At 42.5% G+C, this 17967-nt stretch carries 28 protein-coding genes and 1 pseudogene; 21 read left to right on the forward strand and 8 right to left on the reverse strand.

The genetic code is table 11. The features are described 5' to 3' along the window. Window positions 1-530 precede the first annotated feature (530 nt). The 3 genes from FLM53_RS00295 to FLM53_RS00305 form a co-directional block, all read right to left on the reverse strand. A complete protein-coding gene (locus FLM53_RS00295) occupies window positions 531-1493 on the reverse strand; it encodes a DUF4062 domain-containing protein (RefSeq protein ID WP_176681172.1) in 963 nt (320 codons plus the stop codon). 46 nt (window positions 1494-1539) lie between these two features. Next, entirely contained in the window at window positions 1540-1788 is a 249-nt protein-coding gene (locus tag FLM53_RS00300) for a hypothetical protein (RefSeq protein ID WP_176681171.1), read from the reverse strand. Window positions 1789-1891: 103 nt separating this feature from the next. Continuing rightward, window positions 1892-2941, reverse strand: coding sequence for a hypothetical protein (locus FLM53_RS00305; protein WP_176681170.1), 1050 nt, complete (start codon window positions 2939-2941; stop codon window positions 1892-1894). Between the two features lie 225 nt (window positions 2942-3166). Here FLM53_RS00305 and FLM53_RS00310 point away from each other — a divergent pair, with 225 nt between their 5' ends. The 18 genes from FLM53_RS00310 (at window position 3167) to FLM53_RS00395 (ending at window position 10975) form a co-directional block, all read left to right on the forward strand. Next, on the forward strand, window positions 3167-3376 hold the full coding sequence (locus tag FLM53_RS00310; RefSeq protein WP_176681169.1) for an XRE family transcriptional regulator: 210 nt from the start codon (window positions 3167-3169) through the stop codon (window positions 3374-3376). Continuing rightward, window positions 3373-3627 carry a hypothetical protein gene (locus FLM53_RS00315; RefSeq protein ID WP_176681168.1) on the forward strand — a complete coding sequence of 85 codons (255 nt, stop codon included), beginning with the start codon at window positions 3373-3375 and terminating at the stop codon, window positions 3625-3627. The genes FLM53_RS00310 and FLM53_RS00315 overlap by 4 nt, the downstream gene beginning before the upstream one ends. Further along, window positions 3624-3983, forward strand: coding sequence for a hypothetical protein (locus FLM53_RS00320; protein ID WP_176681167.1), 360 nt, complete (start codon window positions 3624-3626; stop codon window positions 3981-3983). Before FLM53_RS00315 ends, FLM53_RS00320 begins: the two co-directional genes overlap by 4 nt. Window positions 3984-3997: 14 nt before the next feature. Further along, window positions 3998-4504: a hypothetical protein gene (locus tag FLM53_RS00325; RefSeq protein ID WP_176681166.1), complete on the forward strand. Its 507-nt coding sequence runs from the start codon at window positions 3998-4000 to the stop codon at window positions 4502-4504. A gap of 125 nt (window positions 4505-4629) precedes the next feature. Then, on the forward strand, window positions 4630-5286 hold the full coding sequence (locus FLM53_RS00330; protein ID WP_176681165.1) for an ATP-binding protein: 657 nt from the start codon (window positions 4630-4632) through the stop codon (window positions 5284-5286). A 251-nt stretch (window positions 5287-5537) separates the two neighbouring features. Next, window positions 5538-6341, forward strand: a complete 804-nt coding sequence (locus tag FLM53_RS00335; protein ID WP_176681164.1) for a major capsid protein P2 — start codon at window positions 5538-5540, stop codon at window positions 6339-6341. 11 nt (window positions 6342-6352) lie between these two features. Next, window positions 6353-6631: a hypothetical protein gene (locus FLM53_RS00340; RefSeq protein WP_176681163.1), complete on the forward strand. Its 279-nt coding sequence runs from the start codon at window positions 6353-6355 to the stop codon at window positions 6629-6631. Between the two features lie 9 nt (window positions 6632-6640). After that, on the forward strand, window positions 6641-6793 hold the full coding sequence (locus tag FLM53_RS00345) for a hypothetical protein (protein WP_176681162.1): 153 nt from the start codon (window positions 6641-6643) through the stop codon (window positions 6791-6793). After that, window positions 6790-6999 carry a hypothetical protein gene (locus tag FLM53_RS00350; protein ID WP_176681161.1) on the forward strand — a complete coding sequence of 70 codons (210 nt, stop codon included), beginning with the start codon at window positions 6790-6792 and terminating at the stop codon, window positions 6997-6999. Before FLM53_RS00345 ends, FLM53_RS00350 begins: the two co-directional genes overlap by 4 nt. Before the next feature lie 68 nt (window positions 7000-7067). Next, window positions 7068-7412 (forward strand): hypothetical protein, encoded by a 345-nt coding sequence (locus tag FLM53_RS00355; protein WP_256867712.1) that lies wholly within the window; start codon window positions 7068-7070, stop codon window positions 7410-7412. Then, window positions 7405-8100, forward strand: coding sequence for a hypothetical protein (locus FLM53_RS00360; protein ID WP_176681159.1), 696 nt, complete (start codon window positions 7405-7407; stop codon window positions 8098-8100). The genes FLM53_RS00355 and FLM53_RS00360 overlap by 8 nt, the downstream gene beginning before the upstream one ends. Then, window positions 8097-8702, forward strand: a complete 606-nt coding sequence (locus tag FLM53_RS00365; RefSeq protein ID WP_176681158.1) for a hypothetical protein — start codon at window positions 8097-8099, stop codon at window positions 8700-8702. Before FLM53_RS00360 ends, FLM53_RS00365 begins: the two co-directional genes overlap by 4 nt. Then, window positions 8699-8968 carry a hypothetical protein gene (locus tag FLM53_RS00370; protein ID WP_176681157.1) on the forward strand — a complete coding sequence of 90 codons (270 nt, stop codon included), beginning with the start codon at window positions 8699-8701 and terminating at the stop codon, window positions 8966-8968. The genes FLM53_RS00365 and FLM53_RS00370 overlap by 4 nt, the downstream gene beginning before the upstream one ends. Next, window positions 8965-9753, forward strand: a complete 789-nt coding sequence (locus tag FLM53_RS00375; RefSeq protein WP_176681156.1) for a hypothetical protein — start codon at window positions 8965-8967, stop codon at window positions 9751-9753. The genes FLM53_RS00370 and FLM53_RS00375 overlap by 4 nt, the downstream gene beginning before the upstream one ends. Window positions 9754-9911: 158 nt before the next feature. After that, on the forward strand, window positions 9912-10076 hold the full coding sequence (locus FLM53_RS00380; RefSeq protein WP_370780769.1) for a phage tail assembly chaperone: 165 nt from the start codon (window positions 9912-9914) through the stop codon (window positions 10074-10076). A gap of 17 nt (window positions 10077-10093) precedes the next feature. Further along, window positions 10094-10513 carry a virion protein gene (locus FLM53_RS00385; protein ID WP_176681155.1) on the forward strand — a complete coding sequence of 140 codons (420 nt, stop codon included), beginning with the start codon at window positions 10094-10096 and terminating at the stop codon, window positions 10511-10513. A gap of 91 nt (window positions 10514-10604) precedes the next feature. Then, window positions 10605-10826, forward strand: coding sequence for a hypothetical protein (locus FLM53_RS00390; RefSeq protein WP_004739097.1), 222 nt, complete (start codon window positions 10605-10607; stop codon window positions 10824-10826). Continuing rightward, a complete protein-coding gene (locus FLM53_RS00395; RefSeq protein ID WP_004739099.1) occupies window positions 10826-10975 on the forward strand; it encodes a hypothetical protein in 150 nt (49 codons plus the stop codon). The genes FLM53_RS00390 and FLM53_RS00395 overlap by 1 nt, the downstream gene beginning before the upstream one ends. A 154-nt stretch (window positions 10976-11129) precedes the next feature. On the opposite strand, the gene FLM53_RS00400 is transcribed toward FLM53_RS00395, so the two are convergent. From FLM53_RS00400 to FLM53_RS00410, 3 genes and pseudogenes are all read right to left on the reverse strand, one after another. Next, on the reverse strand, window positions 11130-11570 hold the full coding sequence (locus FLM53_RS00400; protein WP_176681154.1) for a DUF3653 domain-containing protein: 441 nt from the start codon (window positions 11568-11570) through the stop codon (window positions 11130-11132). Between the two features lie 260 nt (window positions 11571-11830). Further along, window positions 11831-12112, reverse strand: coding sequence for a single-stranded DNA-binding protein (locus FLM53_RS00405; RefSeq protein ID WP_102388154.1), 282 nt, complete (start codon window positions 12110-12112; stop codon window positions 11831-11833). A gap of 8 nt (window positions 12113-12120) precedes the next feature. Continuing rightward, a pseudogene (locus FLM53_RS00410) lies at window positions 12121-12667 on the reverse strand (phage/plasmid replication protein). Window positions 12668-12787: 120 nt separating this feature from the next. Between FLM53_RS00410 and FLM53_RS00415 the strand changes: the two are divergent. Then, the gene (locus tag FLM53_RS00415; protein ID WP_032546585.1) at window positions 12788-13177 is read left to right on the forward strand and encodes a helix-turn-helix transcriptional regulator; all 390 of its coding nucleotides are present in this window, start codon (window positions 12788-12790) and stop codon (window positions 13175-13177) included. A gap of 265 nt (window positions 13178-13442) precedes the next feature. Here FLM53_RS00415 and FLM53_RS00420 read toward each other — a convergent pair whose 3' ends face one another. Next, window positions 13443-13832, reverse strand: coding sequence for a hypothetical protein (locus tag FLM53_RS00420; protein WP_176681153.1), 390 nt, complete (start codon window positions 13830-13832; stop codon window positions 13443-13445). A 1175-nt stretch (window positions 13833-15007) separates the two neighbouring features. Here FLM53_RS00420 and FLM53_RS00425 point away from each other — a divergent pair. Both FLM53_RS00425 and FLM53_RS24120 read left to right on the forward strand, forming a co-directional pair. Beyond that, window positions 15008-15607, forward strand: coding sequence for a porin family protein (locus tag FLM53_RS00425; protein ID WP_176681152.1), 600 nt, complete (start codon window positions 15008-15010; stop codon window positions 15605-15607). Window positions 15608-15945: 338 nt separating this feature from the next. Next, window positions 15946-16548, forward strand: coding sequence for a DUF2971 domain-containing protein (locus FLM53_RS24120; RefSeq protein ID WP_176681151.1), 603 nt, complete (start codon window positions 15946-15948; stop codon window positions 16546-16548). Between the two features lie 85 nt (window positions 16549-16633). Here FLM53_RS24120 and FLM53_RS00435 read toward each other — a convergent pair whose 3' ends face one another. After that, window positions 16634-17854, reverse strand: coding sequence for a hypothetical protein (locus FLM53_RS00435; protein WP_176681150.1), 1221 nt, complete (start codon window positions 17852-17854; stop codon window positions 16634-16636). Window positions 17855-17967: the final 113 nt, after the last annotated feature.

A 17967-nucleotide genomic window follows, 5' to 3' on the forward strand; every position in this document is an offset into this window, starting at 1 on the left:
CAATGCGCCTTAACTGGCGTTATTTGCGATCTATCAACGCAATTCATACTTTGAATTGGCTCATTATGGCCGTTCTCACCATTTATTTCACTCTAACATATCCACAAGTAGGTTGTTTTTTTAATCGCTTGAGGTTGGCATTCTCACGATCTTATTTCGGCTGTGCAAAAGTCGCGTATATATAGATCTAAACTACTCCTAGTTCTTACTACCATTCCCTACTCTATTTACTTAGCCCGCATAGTCTTCGACTAGAACCATGATATTAAGGATAGTAATGGTATTAATGCTTTTACCCCCTCGAAACTCGGGGATAAGTTAATGAAGCGGCCTTTCTTAGTCGCAAGCGACTTGCGGCCTTGTATGTCTGTGGACGAAACACAACAAAAGAATGGTGACTATACAGATTGGGGGGAGATGGACGTGATTCTAAGAGCCTATCGCTGCGCGATGATTCTAGCAGAAGGAAACTTGGATATTAAAAAGGCCACGCCCGTGTCGTGGCCTCTGGAGGGGCTATGTTTCAAGGTCTATTTATTCAATAGTTTCTGCTTTTCATGATGCGCTAATACTTGTTGACCTAGTTTCGTTAAAGAGAAGCGGCGATATTTTACCGATGCCACTTTTTCATTTACGACTAAGTCATGTATTTGTAGCCTCGGGCAAATGTTTTTATATACATACAAAGTTACGCTATCAGAAGACGGTGAATTGGTGATTCCGGTAATTAACGCTTCTTTTAACCACAAAAGTGCATCAAACAAGTTCAACTCTTCTCGGCCGTATGAGTCTGCTAGTTTGTCTGATAGCTTTACGTTTATAGACTTCAATAATTCTATTGTTTCATCGAATGACTGATTTGCGTTATGTTTAGGTTGATTCTTGAGCTTATCTTGAAGTCTAACCATTTCATTGTTCAATTCGTTGTTCTCTTGGGTGAGTCGATTAATCTCGTCTACCAATCCCTTTGTGTCGGGCACTTCGGCACCTGAAATCCATCCATTCAAGTTTCTAGATGCGGCAATATCAGGCAAGCTCTCTAATACACAAAGACGAATATCTTTCTCATCATCATAGAATGAAGACATGTTTGATAGGACTTTCTGTTTGAACTCTTTTAATTCAACGGGGTAATCCTTTTCAATTACTGAAGCCCCTTTGTTTTGTAACTTCTGATCTAGGGCTGATTCATTAATTACGACAGCAAACAGCGGTTTTCCACTTTCTAGGGCGTAATTATATTCAAGCTCCGTGTAACTAAGACCACTTTGAGGCTCTACACTGCCATAGCGACCTCCTAGAATTAACATATAAACGTCAGACTCATCTATCCACCGCTTAATAATATCCCACTGGCTTTGGTCTCCTGCAGTAAACAACTCCATACCAGCTGGAATATGCCCTGACTTTAAGATTGCAGAAACAGCAGCCTGTCTTTCATCCTTTAAATCTACATACGTTGAAGAAACAAAAACCTGTAATCTCTTTTTCATTAAATTCCCTTATCAAAATCAATTTTTCAACAAAACAACAACACCTCTAGGAAAGCATTTCCCTTGCGATGTTTTTATTACCTACATTTTGAACATAAACTTCAATTGAATAGCCTTGAGTTTGATTTCTATACGTTTCACCGCCCATCGAGTAAAAGTCCGGATGAACTATTACATCTCCGATCTCAGGCTCATCTGTATCTAGTAACTCAAAAATCACGTACTCACCTGTACCATCAATTTCAGCTGCATACATTCCAATTGAAGAGTTAATACCTGCTACTACTGCTTTCATTTAATTCTCCGATGAACTAATTATTAGTAAGTTAAACAACGATAACTTTCACAACAAACACAAAAAACTATTAGGTCGAAAACCTCGTTTGTTGAAGTTGTTACTATTTTTTAGGGTCAATTTTTTTCAATAGCTCCATAATCAACTCATGTGTATTTAGTGGATATGAATCATCAGTAACTCTTGAAAAATCTTTACTTGAAAACAAACGTTGTGCGACTTCAGCCTTAATTCTGTGTTGTTCCGGTTCTGGCAAGCTCGCAATGTAAGGCGATAGAGTTTTTAAATTCAGAGATGTTTGTAAGTGACTGTACTGTTGTTCTCTATGTTTAGCTGATTCTCTAGCTAAATAAGCGGCCGGAACGGATAGAATGGCAGCTAGAGCAACACGAAATATGCTTTGCTCCCACTGAAATGAAGCTTGAGTCGTTTCCCAAAAAGAATAAGCGACAATTAGAACAATAAAAAGCATGCATAGAAGGGAACCATACCTCAGTCTATTGGCAATTTTCTTTTCTTCTGATGAGTTAGATTCATAATCCCCAGATATAGCTCGCCCAGATACATGACCTAATATCCCATCAATTTGTTCTTTCTTAGAGTCAATCTCTGTAATTGCATCAGCATAAAATTCATTGATTTTCTCAGTTTGCTCGTATATCGAAGTTGCTAGTTTATCTGACTTTTCTTTTAGGTCGTCCATTCTAGCTTCATTTTGAGCGAACGAAGCTTTAATGTGTCTATCATACCTACTGTTATCTTCCTGAACCTTTAAAAGTCTATCCTCAAATTTGGCCAACAAATCTTCAGCATCATGAACATTTTTTGGTTGCATAACTTCACGCACGTAGATACATAAACTAATGATTTCATTGGCATTTTCTATCAGTTCTATAGGTAAATCGCTTAAGTACGTTACGCCGATCGCAAGCGTTTGTGCTGAGTGAATTAACTTCAAAGTTAGTTCTACACTGCTATTTGCTTTATTAAATTGTGATGCGTTAGAGTACTCTGTTAAGACCTTTTGATACGTTTGGGCGGCGCTTTTAACATTCTTTGGTTGCTCGTCATTATCAATATTACTCAATAAAATTCGAACCTTGTCCATTATTTTTAAAACTGTGCCTTCAGTATGTACAAAGACCTCATCCATTACTCTTTCTCCAGAATCGTAAAATTAAACAATACAATTTTAATGGTTTTATCGTAAAAAGAACAATGACTTATATGAGTATTGAGCGACATTCACCGCTTAAATGTGAATTACAACTGCACATTCATATAAAACAAGTACCTTACCTCTACTAAGCATGTATAATATCAATCGTTCGTAAAACCTCCGGCTTGTTTCTTTTAACGTCAGTTAAGGCAACGAGCTATGGAACCATCCAAATATAAGTACCCTATTACGGCTAAACTGATACGTGATGCACGTTTACGTTCTGGCCTACAACAGAAAGACTTCATTTCTCAAAACAACCTTGAAATCACTCAAGCTACCTTTTCGCGTTGGGAGACGGGACAGGCACAAGTGCCCGTTGATGTCCTACTCAAACTTGGGTTAGTTAGCGAGGCCATGGTCTTATGAGCCTCAAAAAACAGTTCAATCAAATAATCACCGGTATTAAGGAATCGCGCCGCGTTCTCGAGGATGCGTCCCCCGATTGGTCGAAAATATCCCCTCTTAAATTGGTCGGTACCGTCAAGGACTATGCCATCGCCAACTTCGAAGCCGCCCGTGAAATCTTCGACAGCAAAGTGGCCGCGCTCGAAAACCTACAGCAACAAATCGATGAACTACGCGAACAGCTCAAGCAGATTCAAGGAGAAGAACAATGATTCTAGGTTATGTGAAATGCACCGCCCCGAATTGCGATGAAGCGATGGAAGTTAGCCAGTGCAGCGGTAAACGTTCGGCCTACCTAAAGGGACGTTGTAACGTTTGTAAGTGTACGGAGCAGCGCAGCAATGCCAATACTCAAGACTATCTAAAGCAGTACAAGCCTTTAGAAGAGCTGAACCCTCCTGCCCCTGTTGAGCAAACCGAAGAAGTCGAAGTTCTGCAGGAAGCCCCAACCGAAACCCCACAACCCGAAACAGAACCGAAAGGCGTATCCAGTTTATTTTGCGCTGGCATCGGTGCATTTATTGGCCTAACCCTTGGTAAAGCCGTCACGATTTTAAGAGCTGTATAAGGACACCCTATCCCATGGACAAACCAAACACTGTAGAACTCGATCAACCTGTCATCGATGCAGAAGAAATTGAAACGCACACCGAGCAAGATAAAAACGACTTCCTAGAAGAACTGGAAACCGAGTTTGACCCGCAAGCCGCGTTAGACAAAGCAGACGAGAAAGCCGAAGCCGTGAACGCTCAGAAACTGGCACTCGAAGCCACAGAGCAAACCGTTCTGGTTGGAATGGGTATGGCCGACTTTGCCGTCAAAGAAATGCTTGATGAACGTCTAGAGATTGGTGAAGAGAACGCCCACGCATTAGCAAAAGCCGCAGCACCGGTGATTTTAAAATACAACGTTGCGCCCCCTCCCTGGGCAGTGAAATACAAGGAAGAGATTTCCTTGGGAATGGTCGCACTAGGTATTACCGCTTCCCTGTTCATGCAGTATCGCGGCCTCAAGAAAGCCGACCAACAAGCGGCCATAGATGCAATCAACGAAGCGCAGAAAGAAAAAGAGCAGCACACCGCGCATTAAGCCGTTAAGTGATATAAATCACACTTATTGCATATCTAAGCCGCTTGATATTAGGCATAGAAGGCACATAAAGCAGTAACACTAAGGCCGCCCACTTTCGGGCGGTCTTTTTATTAGGGTTAGATATGGAACCAATCAACAATAACAACACACTTGATAACCACCACGCCTACATTGTCGGTATGTCGGGTTCGGGTAAATCGTCCTTGGCTAAGAAATTACTCATATCTTCGACTGACCAAGTCGCCATTTATGATCCAAAGCGTGAATATGACGGCCAAATCGTGGGTCGTAAAATCCGTGTCTATGGCAACTTACGCACGTTCGCCAGTGCGCTGATGGCCGGACGAGAAACCAAGCAAGGTTTCAAGATAGTTTATCGCCCCTCAGAGCCTTCTGCGAAAGACTTCGACCTGTTTTGTCGTGTGGTGTGGAGCTGCGGCGATGGAAAGCACAAAAAGGCACTCAAGGTTATCTGTGAAGAAGTCGCGGAGAACTCGACAAGCTCAGGTAAAGCCACGGGCTACCATGGCAAGTTGCTGCGCCTTGGACGCTCTTACAACATTCACACCATTAACCTATTCCAACGTGGCCAAGAAGTACCTAAGACCATCATCGATAACTGTGAATATGGCTACATCATGCTAACCAAGACACCCAAGAGCCGCCGATACCTTGAAGACTTGACCGGAATATGTGCCATTGAACAGTCAAAATTAGTCAAGTTCGACTACTTCAAGCAATACGGCGTGGTCGTTGAAAAAGGCCGAATCCGTTGGTAAACGTGAAATAAATCACACTTAAGGCATATCTAAGGCACATAACCATTAGGTATCGAAGGCATATAAAGCAGTACCAATAAGACCGCCTAATGTTGGGCGGTTTTTTATAGGTATTTACAAATGGCAGGTTTTACACCAAAGAAACTCGCGGTTATTGCTTTCGTTGCGGCTGTTGCTGCGGCGGGTGTGGTTTGGGCGTCAAACAACGTTGACGCTGTTGAAGACACCATCGGTTAAGGGAGTTAATTACTATGTCGACTCCAACGAAACTTAATTCGTTTACTGGTGCGGATTACGGCGAAAAAGCCACACTGACCATTCCAATTGGTCCCACATATGAAGAGTTCTTTCTTCAAACCAACCTATCTGCAGCGCAGCTTCGCCGTGTGACGCTTTCGCTGAATGCAGATGAAATCATCGTGTTAGACGGTGAACTCATCAAAAAGCTAGAAGCGTATAAGGGACTGGCTCAAGTAGACGGATTCTTTACCATTCCACTGTCTGACATCACTGCGAAAACTAAAAACGGTGTGCGTTACACAGGTCTTGTGACAGAAGGCGGCGACAACATCACGCTAGAAGTCGAAATCGCTTCAACGACTCAAGCGAACGCGCCAAAGGTACAGCTGCAAGCATGGGCGACCGTGTCAGCTCGTCAGCCTGCCCGTGTCGTTGTGCCAAAAATCAAAAAGCAAACCATGCAAGCCAGTTCAACCGAGAATGAATTTCTCGATCTGGTTTCGGGCCCTCTTCAACTCGTGCGCCGCATGCACTTCTTAAGTGACGAAATCCATACGCTGCAAATCTACCGTGATTTTGTGAAAGTCTACGATGCAACGCGCGCACTGGAAGATATGCGAGCCAAGCGCAACCGCCGTTTCTGGCAAGCGGGTTGCTTCCACTTCGATCCAATCATGCGTGGTTTTTACATCGATGAGCTGTTCACAACCGCGCACAACTCAGAGCTGAAATTCACGGTAAAAACGAATAAGCCTGTTGGCTCGATTCCAATCATTGTTGAGTCAGTGGAAGTTGTTCGCCCTGATTTAGTGTAAGGGGGTGACTCTTGTCATTTTGGGAAGATTTAACCGATTTTGGCTCTGGGCTTTTGGATGATGTCGGAGAAGGTACGGGGAACTTGATTAAGGCCGCGACCACAAGCGACGCATCGAAAAATGCAGGGACAACACAGCAACCACAGCAGACCGTAAAAGATAACCACGGCAATGCAGTGACAGGGTCACGAAGCCAAGCCGGACAAACGGACAAAACGCTCTTGTATGTCGGTGGCGGTTTGGGTGTGGCCCTATTACTTACGGTGCTCGTTGTTGCTGTGAATAAGTAAGGAGGAAGTATGCCTTTAATTGTGCTTCTTCCTCTGGTTGCGGGTGGTGTTGGATTCGGAGCGGGCTTTTGGTCTGGCTCCGGTGCAACCAAATTATTAAAAGTCGCCGCTATCAGTGGCGGCTGTTATGTGGCTTATCGAGTCATTAAGGGGGGCAAATGATACCGGGTATTAGTGGAGGTCTGACGAACTCCGGCTCAATGCCAATTGATGCCGGAGGCGGTTCAGCGGGGCCAAGTGAAGCCACGGGAACTAACTCTATCGGGGGTATTCGAAACGGCTCGATCAACTTTGGGGGCGGTCCATCTTCTTGGCTGCCTTGGGTAGCAGTAATCGTTGGGGTGATGATGTGGCTAAAAAAATCTTAAGCATTCAATTCATCCCCTACACCCGAAGAGATATTGACTATCACCTTCGAGAGCTAAAGCAAGCGTTTGTGGGTTCCCCACAGGCCAAAGCCGAATGGCTTGAAATGGTGGAACGTATCAAGGCGGGTGAATCTGGGTTGTACCTGATAAAAGCGCGTGGCGTGTTACTTCGCTTTGTCGGACGTGTCATTGATGGGAGTTACCACATTAATGCGATGGTCGGAAAAGGCATGCAAGAAGCGGCGCCGCTTATCATCGAGCGATGCGAAGCCATGGGCTACGCCTCAATTAGCTATAACACCTATCGCAAAGGCATGGGACGAGTTTTAGCGTCATTCGGTTTTGAACTCGATGAACGCGTCTCTCAGGTAGAAAGTAGCTACATTCTGCATCTTGGGGGCTGTCATGGGTAAAGGCGGTAAAAGTTCAAGCGCGAACACAACCAACACGACCAATACAAGCGGCACAAGTGCAATCAGTGGCGACAACCTTGGGGTCGTTATATCTGGTGTGAACGGCAATATTGGCAATATCTCGATGACTGACCACGGCTCAGTAAAAGCCGCGTCAGAAATTGCGAAAAACGCCATGAATAGCAACAGTGCGGCGATGAGAGAAGCGTCACGGCTTGGCTCTGACGCGCTAAAAGCCAATGAGCGAGCCGTTGATAAGTCTCTAGACTTTGGCCGCGATGCCCTCAAGACGAATGAAAGCGTGAGTAAAGAAGCGCTTCGCTCTAATGAGAACGTCAGCAAAGAGGCTCTAAAATCGAATCAAGAGTCGCTCAAGCAGGCTCTGGGTTTTGGTAAAGAGTCTTTAGCCAAGGCGTTAGATTTTGGCCGTGATTCCGTCAAAGAAAACGGCGATATCAGCAAAAAGGCCATGGATAACATGCGACAGAACAGCGCAGATACCACGGCCGCAATTAAAGCGATGGCGACGCAATCGGGAGAGAACGCCCGCGCCGCTCTAGCCATGGCAGAAAATACCGCTTCACGCTCTCAAACAGGCAGTGCGGGCGAAATGTCTAAAGTTGCGATTGCAGTCGCGGTGGCGTGTGGTATCGGAATGGTCGCTATGGCCTTTAAGGGGGCGCAATGAAACAGCTAACCCTTAAGGCTAATGAAGAAAAACGTTTTGGTGTCGGCTCTGATAAGTGGCTCATCGTTCGTGAGTCCCAAGAGTACCTTTACGTTCGAAGTGACAACGGTGAAAACATCCGAGTCGATGCGGGAGATACATTAGATATCGAAAGCTTCAAAGAGCTTGAGATTATCAACCCTCACGCTTCATCGATTCGCGTGGTGTATCAGCTCACTAAACGCGATCTGAAAACCACACCACCCGCCCTTGTTAAGTTCAGCGAATCCATGGCCGTCAGTGAAATACGTTCAGTCGTCACGACTCGAACCGAAACGGCGCAACGATTCATTAGTCGCGACCACTTGGTGATTCAACCGAACCAAAAGAAACGCCTATTTAACGCCTCAGTGACACGGCTAGAGGCGATTATCCAAAACATTAGCGATTTGGAAGTGGAAGCCATGCTTGGTGATAGCCACGTTTCCGCTGTCGTGGGTTTACCGATTATAGGAGACAGAAAAGCTCCCGCAGGAATGACCGTTACAGGTGGTGGTGAACTTTGGGCGTATAACAACAGCAACACACCTTTAAAACTGGCAATGATGGAGGTTCATCGATGAGCCACCTTATGCCCCGTCGAGTGGTCGTGAAATGCGACCCACTCACGGAACATCTTAAAAACTTACAGCCTGAACAAGTAGACGCCCTACTCATGATGCAAGGCATTTACAGCAATCAGGTGTCATTAAGTGCGGCCGTTGTATCGATACAACGCCATATTTTCGAATCAGATAATGACGTTCACGAACTGGCGGATAGTGTGGCAGCAAATACGCTCCCTCGCCTACAGAACGTTGCACAAGAAATGGAGAAACAAACTCTATGAACACTAATTTTGCGGCAATCGGCCAACTGGTGACCGAAGCCCGAAACCTACTCGATAGCATCAAGGGCGGTGCTATTCGAACGATGCAAACTCAGTTTGATGCACTGATTAAAGCCAAAAAAGTGACTTTGGATAAGTTTGTTAGTGACCAATACGGACGTGTTAGTTCAGTGCTTAATGATGTGCATGGAGAGCTTCCGCATGTTTTGTTAACACGCAACCAACGAATGGAAACAGTCAACACTAAATCTATTCGCGGTTTTAAAACTATCTATTGCCAAGAGTTCGAAATTACGCGAGAAGCGACTTTGCATGGTCGTTCCCACAAAGACTACACAGGAAATGGTGTTGCTGAAGATTTTCGCAAAAACGTAATTGGATCTAATACGTATATTAACGGTTATTTCGACATCCTACGTATCAAGTTTAAGCGTAGTGACAGTACTCACCCTTCACGCCTCAATGATTTTTGGGCAAACGGAAATCATCAGGGAGCTATGACAGGCGCAGCCATCGTTAAAGTAATTGATGGTTCATTGAGTGGTTGGCCTACGCAAATTAGCCATGGCAATGGTTGGGAAACCCGTGGCCTACAAACTTCGGCAACATCACAGGCTTTAAATCTAGCGTCGGGTATTAGTCATGACGGTATTGTTCTTGGAGATAGAACAGTTGGTGGTGATGAAGGGGAAATCCTGATTTGTTTGTTTGGTGTCGCAAATGGTGTGATTGATTTTGACCGTTGGGGGCTTTGGCCTGAACTAGATAAAAGTTGGAGAGTGTAACTGTGATTGTATTAGTAGATGGAAAACAAACGGCTGTTGTAGGTGGTCTAATTACCAAAGCTCAAGCTGTTCAAATGCTCCTTGATGAGATTGATATATCACAAGTCACTTTACGCTTTTCTGACTTTAATGAAGTTCGTAAAGCTCGAGAACCACTAATGAAAGAAGCTGACGATCTTATTAACAAGGTATTAGATTTGAGTATCGATGCCACAACGTTCCGCCAATATCGCCAAGCACTACGCGATATTCCTCAAACGTTCACTAATCCGGAAGATGTGGTATGGCCTCAAAAACCATCATTACCGCAAGCGTCTGCATAATTGGGGGGCTTGCCTACATGACATATAGAAAGACACTACCGCGCGGGGTACGCAACAACAACCCGCTAAACATTCGTGAGTCTAAAGGTGATCGCACTCAGTGGGACGGTGAACACCTTCTCGACCTCGATAAAAGCTTCGAAGAGTTTAAGCACCCGACCTATGGTTTTCGCGCAGGTGCGCGGATCCTTCGCAGCTATTCAAGACAAGGTTTTCGAACCTTAAGCGAGATGATTAACCGCTTCGCACCATCGATTGAAAACGATACCGAGCTTTATATTGAACACGTTAGCAAGTGGACGGGGATCAGTCCTAATCAAGTAGTCGATGTAAACAACAATGAGCAACTAGCCAAGCTCTTACATGCGATGAGTCGTAAAGAAGTCGGCAATTATTACGGCTTGAGCATGGCGCGTGAAGGGGTTGCCATGGCATGACGAAAGCAGATTTCAAGAACATAGCATTAACCGTGGTAGGTGGCGTTCTCGCCGCCTACACCATCAAGTTTTTAAAAGGAAACAAACTACTATGAAGAAGTTTTTGAAAGATAACCTTTGCATTGACCTTGACCAACCTTCAACGAAGAAAGGCATTGCTTTAGTTGGTGCGGGTATTGCCCTAGCCTCTGGTCACCCTGAATTTCTGACCGCTACGGTGACAGATACTGGGGTTCAATATGGCGGTCTTATTGGTACGGTTGTGCCGTTCGCCGTGGGACTATGGGAAGCCTTTCGCAAAGAGTGGGATTAATGGAATATCAGACTATTTTAGTGTTTGCGCTTAGTTCGCTTTTTTCTGGAATCGGTGTAGGTATGACATTAAAAACAGATGTGAAGTGGCTAAGAGTCATGCTTGAAAAAATGGATGAGCGTGTCACAAGGTTAGAGAACAAATCATGAGGCGTTCTTATATCGTTATGGTTCCTGTCCTCTTGTTCAGTTCACTTTGCGTCTATGCCAGTACTAGGCGTAAAGCTGAACTAAAAGACTTTGACCCGAGTAAATTACCCGAACACAAAACGAAAAAGATCCCGAACTTACAGAACCTACTCGATCAACTATAAAGCTCGTTTCTACGAGCTTTATTTTTTAGGGTTCGCTTAATCTCTTGCTGCTTAAGCTTAAAACGTCTCTTTTTTTTTCGTCTGAACTGAACCACATTAGAGGCGGTTTCAAGGCTCATTTTAATATCTAACTCCATTAGGTCATAAGCTGACAGCTCACGCCCCCCAGGTGTGTAGAGAACATCCCCACGAATCTTAAAGCCTCTCCATGACCTTGAAGTCGGTAGATAGCCACGGTGCATAACTAGAAGCAATCGAATCACTGACAAAGGCCAGTTCCCTTTAGTTTGCCAGTTCTTGACGGTTTGAGGCGTTACGCCAAAAAAAGCGGCCGCTTCATCACGCCCGTCAAAATGCCATAGCAGCAGATCATTAACTTGATTGATGTACAGGCCGTTATTGAATAGCTCTTCTTTTATCTTATTTTTCATGTGATCTAAGTCTCATTTTTTATAAATGGACGAAAATCATATTTTTCTAGTAGTTCAGTCTCAATCAACATAAGAGCTTCATATATATAAATATTTACATTTGTGAGAGACCTATCACCGCGATATTTGAGCTGTACTGATTATTTAAACATTAGTGCAACAAATTTTACATAAGAAGCCATAATACGCACTTAGGCTAGTTTGATTTTGAGGTGCTTTCTGGGCTCATACAGAGCTTCTGAGCGTTAGTTTTGTGTACTCTATAATTCGACTTCTAGCGGTACGATGATTTTTCCATACTTTTTAAGCTCAACGCTATTAAAGTTATTCACTACGTAAGATGAGCTGTGGAATGTATAAAGCCCAGCTTCGTAAGGCTCTTGGCCTTCGTCTAACTGAACTTTGGTTAACGTTGGGAATCGACCTTCCAAAAACACATAGGCGTCCTGCTCATAAATAGTTCTAGATGGTTTTCCGTCTCTACCTGGCATAACTCTAGATGTGGTTTTCACATCTTCTTTGAACACTTCGATTTTCAACATACAGACTCCTAAGCGTAAGCTCTGAACGGTAAAATATTGGTTTCTGCAACAACTGGCATTTTGTACCAAGACGGAACTTCAAGCGGTTTTACTTCTATCACTTCAGAGCGTTTTAATGTCGGACACATACGGCTCACATCGAACTTCTGACCGATATCGATACCAATCATTTTTAAGCGCGCTTTGTGTTGGTAGAACTGTGTTTCCATCGGCTGATTGGCGATGAGAAAAGCGAGTGTTTTTGGTAAATGGTGGAAGATCATAAGTAGCTAAAACATGGTTATAAACTGCAACACATTCATCCAATGTTTGAAGACCAAAAAGATTATCAATGCGTTGCCAACGCGATGGATTTCCCTCAACATGAACCCGTGTTCCATCACAGCGGATCGTCAATTTCGTACTAAAAGATCCCTCTAGTATTTTTTGATTTACGGACGGTGGCAGCCTTTCACCTGTTTCTAATTCGACTCTTTCAATCACATGACGTCCCACGAAAGGTAAATTCCCTTCGTGATGGTCTTGTTGCATGAAAAGTTGGTCGATAAAGAACAATGGAAAACCCTGTCAAGTACGTTTTCTTATAACCTACAGGACAATAAAGCGTATTTCAACACGGTGGTACGAAATACGGGTGGTATACTTATAACAAAGCGTACTCATAAGGATATTTTGATGTTGAAAGATGTAATTAAGTCGGCTCGCATAGACTGTGGCTATACGCAGGAAGAAATCGCAAAGCGCGTAAAAGTAGCAAAGCAAACCTACTTGAAATGGGAAAATGGAGAGACTGAACCTAAAGCAACTCAGATCAAATTACTCGCTGAGCACCTGAAGATCACGCCTAACGAAATTTGCTCTGGAGCTCTCAATAAGAAAATGGACTTGGAAGAGTTCATCATCCAAATGGCTCTTTCTAGAGTGCCAAATGAAGTCGTGACAATGTATACGTGGAAAACGATTCCTGATCATGAAGCGTTTTTTGAAGATATGAAAAATTTAAGCCGAGATGACTACGACGCAAGCGTCGTTACAGTCAGCGAAACCGAGAAGTTATTGCGATAAATTCCGGAATTCCGGAGTTAGTTGGGGTGTAACAGGAACCCCAACCTCTTTTCGTTCAACCTGCTTCTCATTTCTCCTCGCTCAGTATCGCTCATCGAAATTCGTCACAGGTTTCAATTTTGGGGAGAAACGGAAAATATTTTTCCAAGAGTACACTATTAAAGATAGTGTACCTTGATGCTAGTGAACCACCGACTGACGCGCTTCGCTTGTCCACTCATTTGATCTCTACAAGCAAGCTTATAGCAGAACAAATCGAGCTTACTCAAAGCGACTTTTCAATTAAACCTGCAACAACTAATTTAGCTATATCTATACCAAATCCAAAAAAACGCGGTTCTTCGATATTCTGATCGCATTGTAGGCTCGCAATCTCAATCGATAATTGTTCACGTCCATAAGCAGTAAAGCAGGCACCAATCACACCATCATCATTAATGTGTTTATATTGAATAAAGTTAAGTTCCGTTAACCTAAGTACAACATCAACTACATAAAAATGATTTTCAGGTTTCTTACTGCTATCAAAAAAAGAGCTAACCGTTTCATTGATAGATCGAACATCTAAACTAGTATCAAATGGATCTTCGTGTTTAATATGATCGAAAATGACTAAGGTTGTCATATTAAATAATTGATGCTTCGAGTTATTCATAACCTGCTCCTTTGTTAGTCTCCAGTACTAACATTGGGATACTGTACAAAAAAACAAGTGTGTAGATAGACATAAATTATATACGTATTATGCAAATTATATTACGGGCTTCAATCGTAAAACGATTCTCACGATGAGCATTAAAAAAGGCCAGCAAGCTGACCTTTCTAATTGAGCATATCCCTCGCCCACGTTTGATTTCATTCAGGCTTTCAGCAAACCTCTCAACATAATTCAGCCCCATAATACGCAGTGGCGTATGGTTAATTCTAAGGCCATTGTTATCATCGTTTCTCCTTAAACCGTTACATTTGGTAATGTCAGCTTCTTAAATTCGCCAGTATTCTCTATGAGGCGTTGAAGCTAATAATTATATGTCTGACCAACGTCTATCTCATTCTGAACACAAACTTTATCATCGAGGACATCTGTTCTGAATGTTCTAACTTATGGCAGCTTCTGTTTACACCTATAACTCGCGGTACTGTACGCGAATCTTGTGTACATCGCTCTTGGTTTTGTTCCAGATTTCGCACACGCGACCGTGTTTCTTAATAACTCCACACGCAAAGTTCTACTCTTAATCCAGTTAAATTTTCTCACGAACTATCGTTCTGCAGCGTCCAACCACCAAAGCCGGTTCAAATTAATCCTGAACCTCGATCGATACGTTGAACGCCAACAACAAAAAAAGAAACTCTATTTCTAAAACTAATTACTCAGATCAAAAATTGCTTACTAAACCCTCATTACAAACGAACTAAGAAAGCTGGCTACTTCTTCTCAAAGAACTAATAAGTACTCGAGAAAAACCAACGTATTCTTTAGCAAACTTATATGAAGACTGTGTTAACTACCAAGCTCTATCAACCAGCATCATTTGTGATCAATAGCTTCCTAGTTTTGCTAAGCCTTTTTGTTAATAACAAGCCTAGTTAAGTAACTCCATTTCGACCTAAGCTTGCGGTCTAAGTTAAAGAAGTTACAACGCAACACGAATCCTATTCGCACTTTCTAGACGAACATAGCTTGTCTTACAACTGAGATGCTGACATATCTATTACCAGCAAGTCTTTAAAATCAGATGTTTAGACATATTTCACATTAACTAGTATGTCTTTTGTTTGTTAACATCTTCTGGAATTAAAAATAACTCATTATCTAAAAGGCTTAATATGAAAATCAGTATGATCGCCCTATCCTTTTTCACCGCTCTTAGTATCAGCTCACACGCGTTTGCAAGTGACAACGAGAACTCTCCTAGGAAAAATGGTCATTTTTATGCAGGTGTTGACGTCGGCTTTTATAATGAAACGGAATTAGAATACCGTGATAGCGCAATTGAAGATTCATCTGATCTATCAGACTTCAGCTACAACTTAGTTGGTGGCTACGAATTCAATACCCACGATGTTGTTAAACTGGGATTAGAGGCCGAGTACCGCAAAATCGGAAAAGTTAACTATAGCGATGTAATGGATGTTGAAGGACAAGCTTTCTTTGTAAATATTAAGCCTAAGTTTATTGTTAAAGGTGACGTATTAGATCTGTATGTGTCTCTATTAGCTGGCGTTGGTTCTATGGATATGGAAGCAAAAGCGTTCGGAATGTCAGGTTCGGAATCTGAAGCGGCTTATCAGGTTGGCGGTGAGCTTGGTGCGATCATTACAGACCATATCGATATTCATCTTGGTTACCGAAATGCACGTGTTGAAATAGACTCCGTCGATGTTTCATCTCAAACGGCTTACATCGGTGCAAGGTACCATTTCTAATCTAGATTCAATCGTAAGCTTTATTTCAAATCAAGCCGTTCTTTTGAGTTCGGCTTTTAAACGTTCACTTTCCCCCACTCGAGTTCGACTTTATAGAGTAACTTTCGCTATGAATAAAGTTACGTTGTATCTTATTCGAAAAGTCTGAGAGATTTATAGCCTAGTTCCACACAGTAAAACAAAGACTTAAACAGACCACCATTTAGTGTTTAAATTTTGACCTATCAAACAGTTATATGAATAAATTAAGTGATTGAGCAATCAAATGCTATGCATTCAGGCTTCTATTGTGGGTTAAAGTGTTAACATCAGGCAATTTTGTAAACTAGGTGTTTGATATGTTGCCTAAACTTTATAAGTTCAGATCGCTCCACGATAGAAACATACAGTCTATATCTGAGTGCTCGTTATGGTTTGATTACGCTAAAACCTTTAATAACCCTTTTGAATTCAATCTACTACGCGACACAAGACTTCAGAATAATTTCAAGGTTATGTGCTTCTCTCAATCGAATAACCACCCAATACTTTGGTCTCAATACGGCGACAATTTTAAAGGTATGTGTATCGAGTATGACCTCAATCACTATAACGGAGATCTGAACCTCAACTGCTTTAAGGTCCAATATGAAGATGATCCGAGCATATTCAGCTTAGAATCATTAGGTGAGTCAAGAACTGCAAAACTGGGAACGGACATATTCAAAGTTAAACATTCGAACTGGTGTTACGAAAAAGAATTTCGTTGGGTGTTGTCCGATGAAGAGATCATCGGAAATAAGTTGTATCTAAATAAAGAGTGTTTAAGCGCGGTTATCCTTTCAGAGCATGCCCCTGCAGACAGGAAGCTCAAGGTCCTGATGACATGTCAAAGCCTTGGAATCCCCGTTAAACAGGCTGTAGCCAAGCGAGATTCATGTACATTCGAAGTCGTCAGTTAGACTTAAACTATGTAAATCAGAGTACGCAAAAGTGCCAGTGCAACAAAAAGAGAGCCACACTTTCAATGCGGCTCTCTTCTCTTAACTACATAGTATTCGTCAACTTGCCCAACACTCGATCTTGCATTTTTTCGATCGTTGCCAAAGACATTTGAACGGTAGAAAACCAGTAAGGCAGGTGCTTGACGTTAAATAACTCGCTGTTATCTAAAGCTTCGAAAATAGAGAACTTTCTTCCCTGGGCCAGAGCCGCGCCATAGATTGTTCTCTCAAGTACAGGAATGTCATTCACTTCCTCAAGAAGTGCCCTCTTAATAAATTGATTACTAGGGCTCCAATCTATGAATTCAACGAGCTTCTTAAGCAGTTTAAGTTCTAACTGCTCTACCATGGACTCAAGAAACTGAGTGTTGGGGAGAATTTCAGTACAAGCATAATATTCATCATGCTTGTCACTTGCATCTCGGTACCCGATCATGGTTTTCACCAATGCATCTTCAAAAGTCGAAGAAAAATGGTTGCAAATCAAAAATAAAGGTAGAACTCTCAGAACACCAAGTAGAATCCCTACATTGGGTTCTTTAACCGATGTTTCTTGAAGACGAATTCGTGTTGCATTGGAGGTAACGACTAAGTGTTGCCACACCTTTGGCGTGATGTGTTTGATGTTGCCATCGTTCCACTTAATCAATTGCTGGCTCATTAACAGAGGGAATAATAAGCGACAATTCTCAATGCCAATTTGGCGTGCTGCCACTTTAGGATCGAGAATAACTTTAGATTTTTTACCGTACTTTTCAGTGAACTCACGGTTAGAAACAAATTCGACTAAACTTGAGCTTAACGGCCTACTTTTCGCCGATATTTCATGGAGCTTAGAAAAGTTTAAAGATGGTGAATAAGCTACACTAGCGAACTGATTGTAGTCTGGTAATTCTGAAAACAATGAACTGATTAAGGTTCCTTGCAACTTTTCTAACATCAGTGCCGACGCCGCATCGCTGACATCGTCAATCACATACCGCAATGTCTGTTGTTTAGCAGCCACCTTCTCGCGACGTGCATTCACCCTGTCTTGTTCGCAACGTAATAAAATACGTTGATTATGAGAAATACGGTCGGCTTCATCGAAAATAACACTATCACAATATCTATTTTCTAAACTTAACAACGTATCAACCGTAGATTGCTCAAGCTTATATTGGGATGATATTAACCACTTTGTAAAACGAGCCTCGACGTTGATCGAAACTTTCCTAGAGATTTCTATGACTTCAGGGGAATAACTTTTATTTGCTAACAACAACCGTGACTTTCCTTTGCCCTAAGCTTTCTTTTGTCGGCATATCCTGCCTTGATAATAAAACTAATATTAATAGAAATTAGAGATTGGTTCACGAAATTGTTTGAAGAAAATTA

The organism is Vibrio sp. Scap24, from assembly GCF_013394185.1.
In the GTDB taxonomy this organism is placed as follows: domain Bacteria; phylum Pseudomonadota; class Gammaproteobacteria; order Enterobacterales; family Vibrionaceae; genus Vibrio; species Vibrio pomeroyi.

Coding starts and splice junctions, on each gene's coding strand:
- FLM53_RS24120 (WP_176681151.1), top strand. CDS start 15,946: ATGTTGCCTAAACTTTATAAGTTCAGATCGCTCCACGATAGAAACATA.
- FLM53_RS00375 (WP_176681156.1), top strand. CDS start 8,965: ATGAACACTAATTTTGCGGCAATCGGCCAACTGGTGACCGAAGCCCGA.
- FLM53_RS00415 (WP_032546585.1), top strand. CDS start 12,788: ATGTTGAAAGATGTAATTAAGTCGGCTCGCATAGACTGTGGCTATACG.
- FLM53_RS00305 (WP_176681170.1), bottom strand. CDS start 2,941: ATGGATGAGGTCTTTGTACATACTGAAGGCACAGTTTTAAAAATAATG.
- FLM53_RS00300 (WP_176681171.1), bottom strand. CDS start 1,788: ATGAAAGCAGTAGTAGCAGGTATTAACTCTTCAATTGGAATGTATGCA.
- FLM53_RS00380 (WP_370780769.1), top strand. CDS start 9,912: ATGAAAGAAGCTGACGATCTTATTAACAAGGTATTAGATTTGAGTATC.
- FLM53_RS00395 (WP_004739099.1), top strand. CDS start 10,826: ATGGAATATCAGACTATTTTAGTGTTTGCGCTTAGTTCGCTTTTTTCT.
- FLM53_RS00315 (WP_176681168.1), top strand. CDS start 3,373: ATGAGCCTCAAAAAACAGTTCAATCAAATAATCACCGGTATTAAGGAA.
- FLM53_RS00345 (WP_176681162.1), top strand. CDS start 6,641: ATGCCTTTAATTGTGCTTCTTCCTCTGGTTGCGGGTGGTGTTGGATTC.
- FLM53_RS00295 (WP_176681172.1), bottom strand. CDS start 1,493: ATGAAAAAGAGATTACAGGTTTTTGTTTCTTCAACGTATGTAGATTTA.
- FLM53_RS00390 (WP_004739097.1), top strand. CDS start 10,605: ATGAAGAAGTTTTTGAAAGATAACCTTTGCATTGACCTTGACCAACCT.
- FLM53_RS00370 (WP_176681157.1), top strand. CDS start 8,699: ATGAGCCACCTTATGCCCCGTCGAGTGGTCGTGAAATGCGACCCACTC.
- FLM53_RS00385 (WP_176681155.1), top strand. CDS start 10,094: ATGACATATAGAAAGACACTACCGCGCGGGGTACGCAACAACAACCCG.
- FLM53_RS00405 (WP_102388154.1), bottom strand. CDS start 12,112: ATGTTGAAAATCGAAGTGTTCAAAGAAGATGTGAAAACCACATCTAGA.
- FLM53_RS00360 (WP_176681159.1), top strand. CDS start 7,405: ATGGGTAAAGGCGGTAAAAGTTCAAGCGCGAACACAACCAACACGACC.
- FLM53_RS00425 (WP_176681152.1), top strand. CDS start 15,008: ATGAAAATCAGTATGATCGCCCTATCCTTTTTCACCGCTCTTAGTATC.
- FLM53_RS00325 (WP_176681166.1), top strand. CDS start 3,998: ATGGACAAACCAAACACTGTAGAACTCGATCAACCTGTCATCGATGCA.
- FLM53_RS00350 (WP_176681161.1), top strand. CDS start 6,790: ATGATACCGGGTATTAGTGGAGGTCTGACGAACTCCGGCTCAATGCCA.
- FLM53_RS00420 (WP_176681153.1), bottom strand. CDS start 13,832: ATGAATAACTCGAAGCATCAATTATTTAATATGACAACCTTAGTCATT.
- FLM53_RS00365 (WP_176681158.1), top strand. CDS start 8,097: ATGAAACAGCTAACCCTTAAGGCTAATGAAGAAAAACGTTTTGGTGTC.
- FLM53_RS00320 (WP_176681167.1), top strand. CDS start 3,624: ATGATTCTAGGTTATGTGAAATGCACCGCCCCGAATTGCGATGAAGCG.
- FLM53_RS00330 (WP_176681165.1), top strand. CDS start 4,630: ATGGAACCAATCAACAATAACAACACACTTGATAACCACCACGCCTAC.
- FLM53_RS00335 (WP_176681164.1), top strand. CDS start 5,538: ATGTCGACTCCAACGAAACTTAATTCGTTTACTGGTGCGGATTACGGC.
- FLM53_RS00400 (WP_176681154.1), bottom strand. CDS start 11,570: ATGAAAAATAAGATAAAAGAAGAGCTATTCAATAACGGCCTGTACATC.
- FLM53_RS00310 (WP_176681169.1), top strand. CDS start 3,167: ATGGAACCATCCAAATATAAGTACCCTATTACGGCTAAACTGATACGT.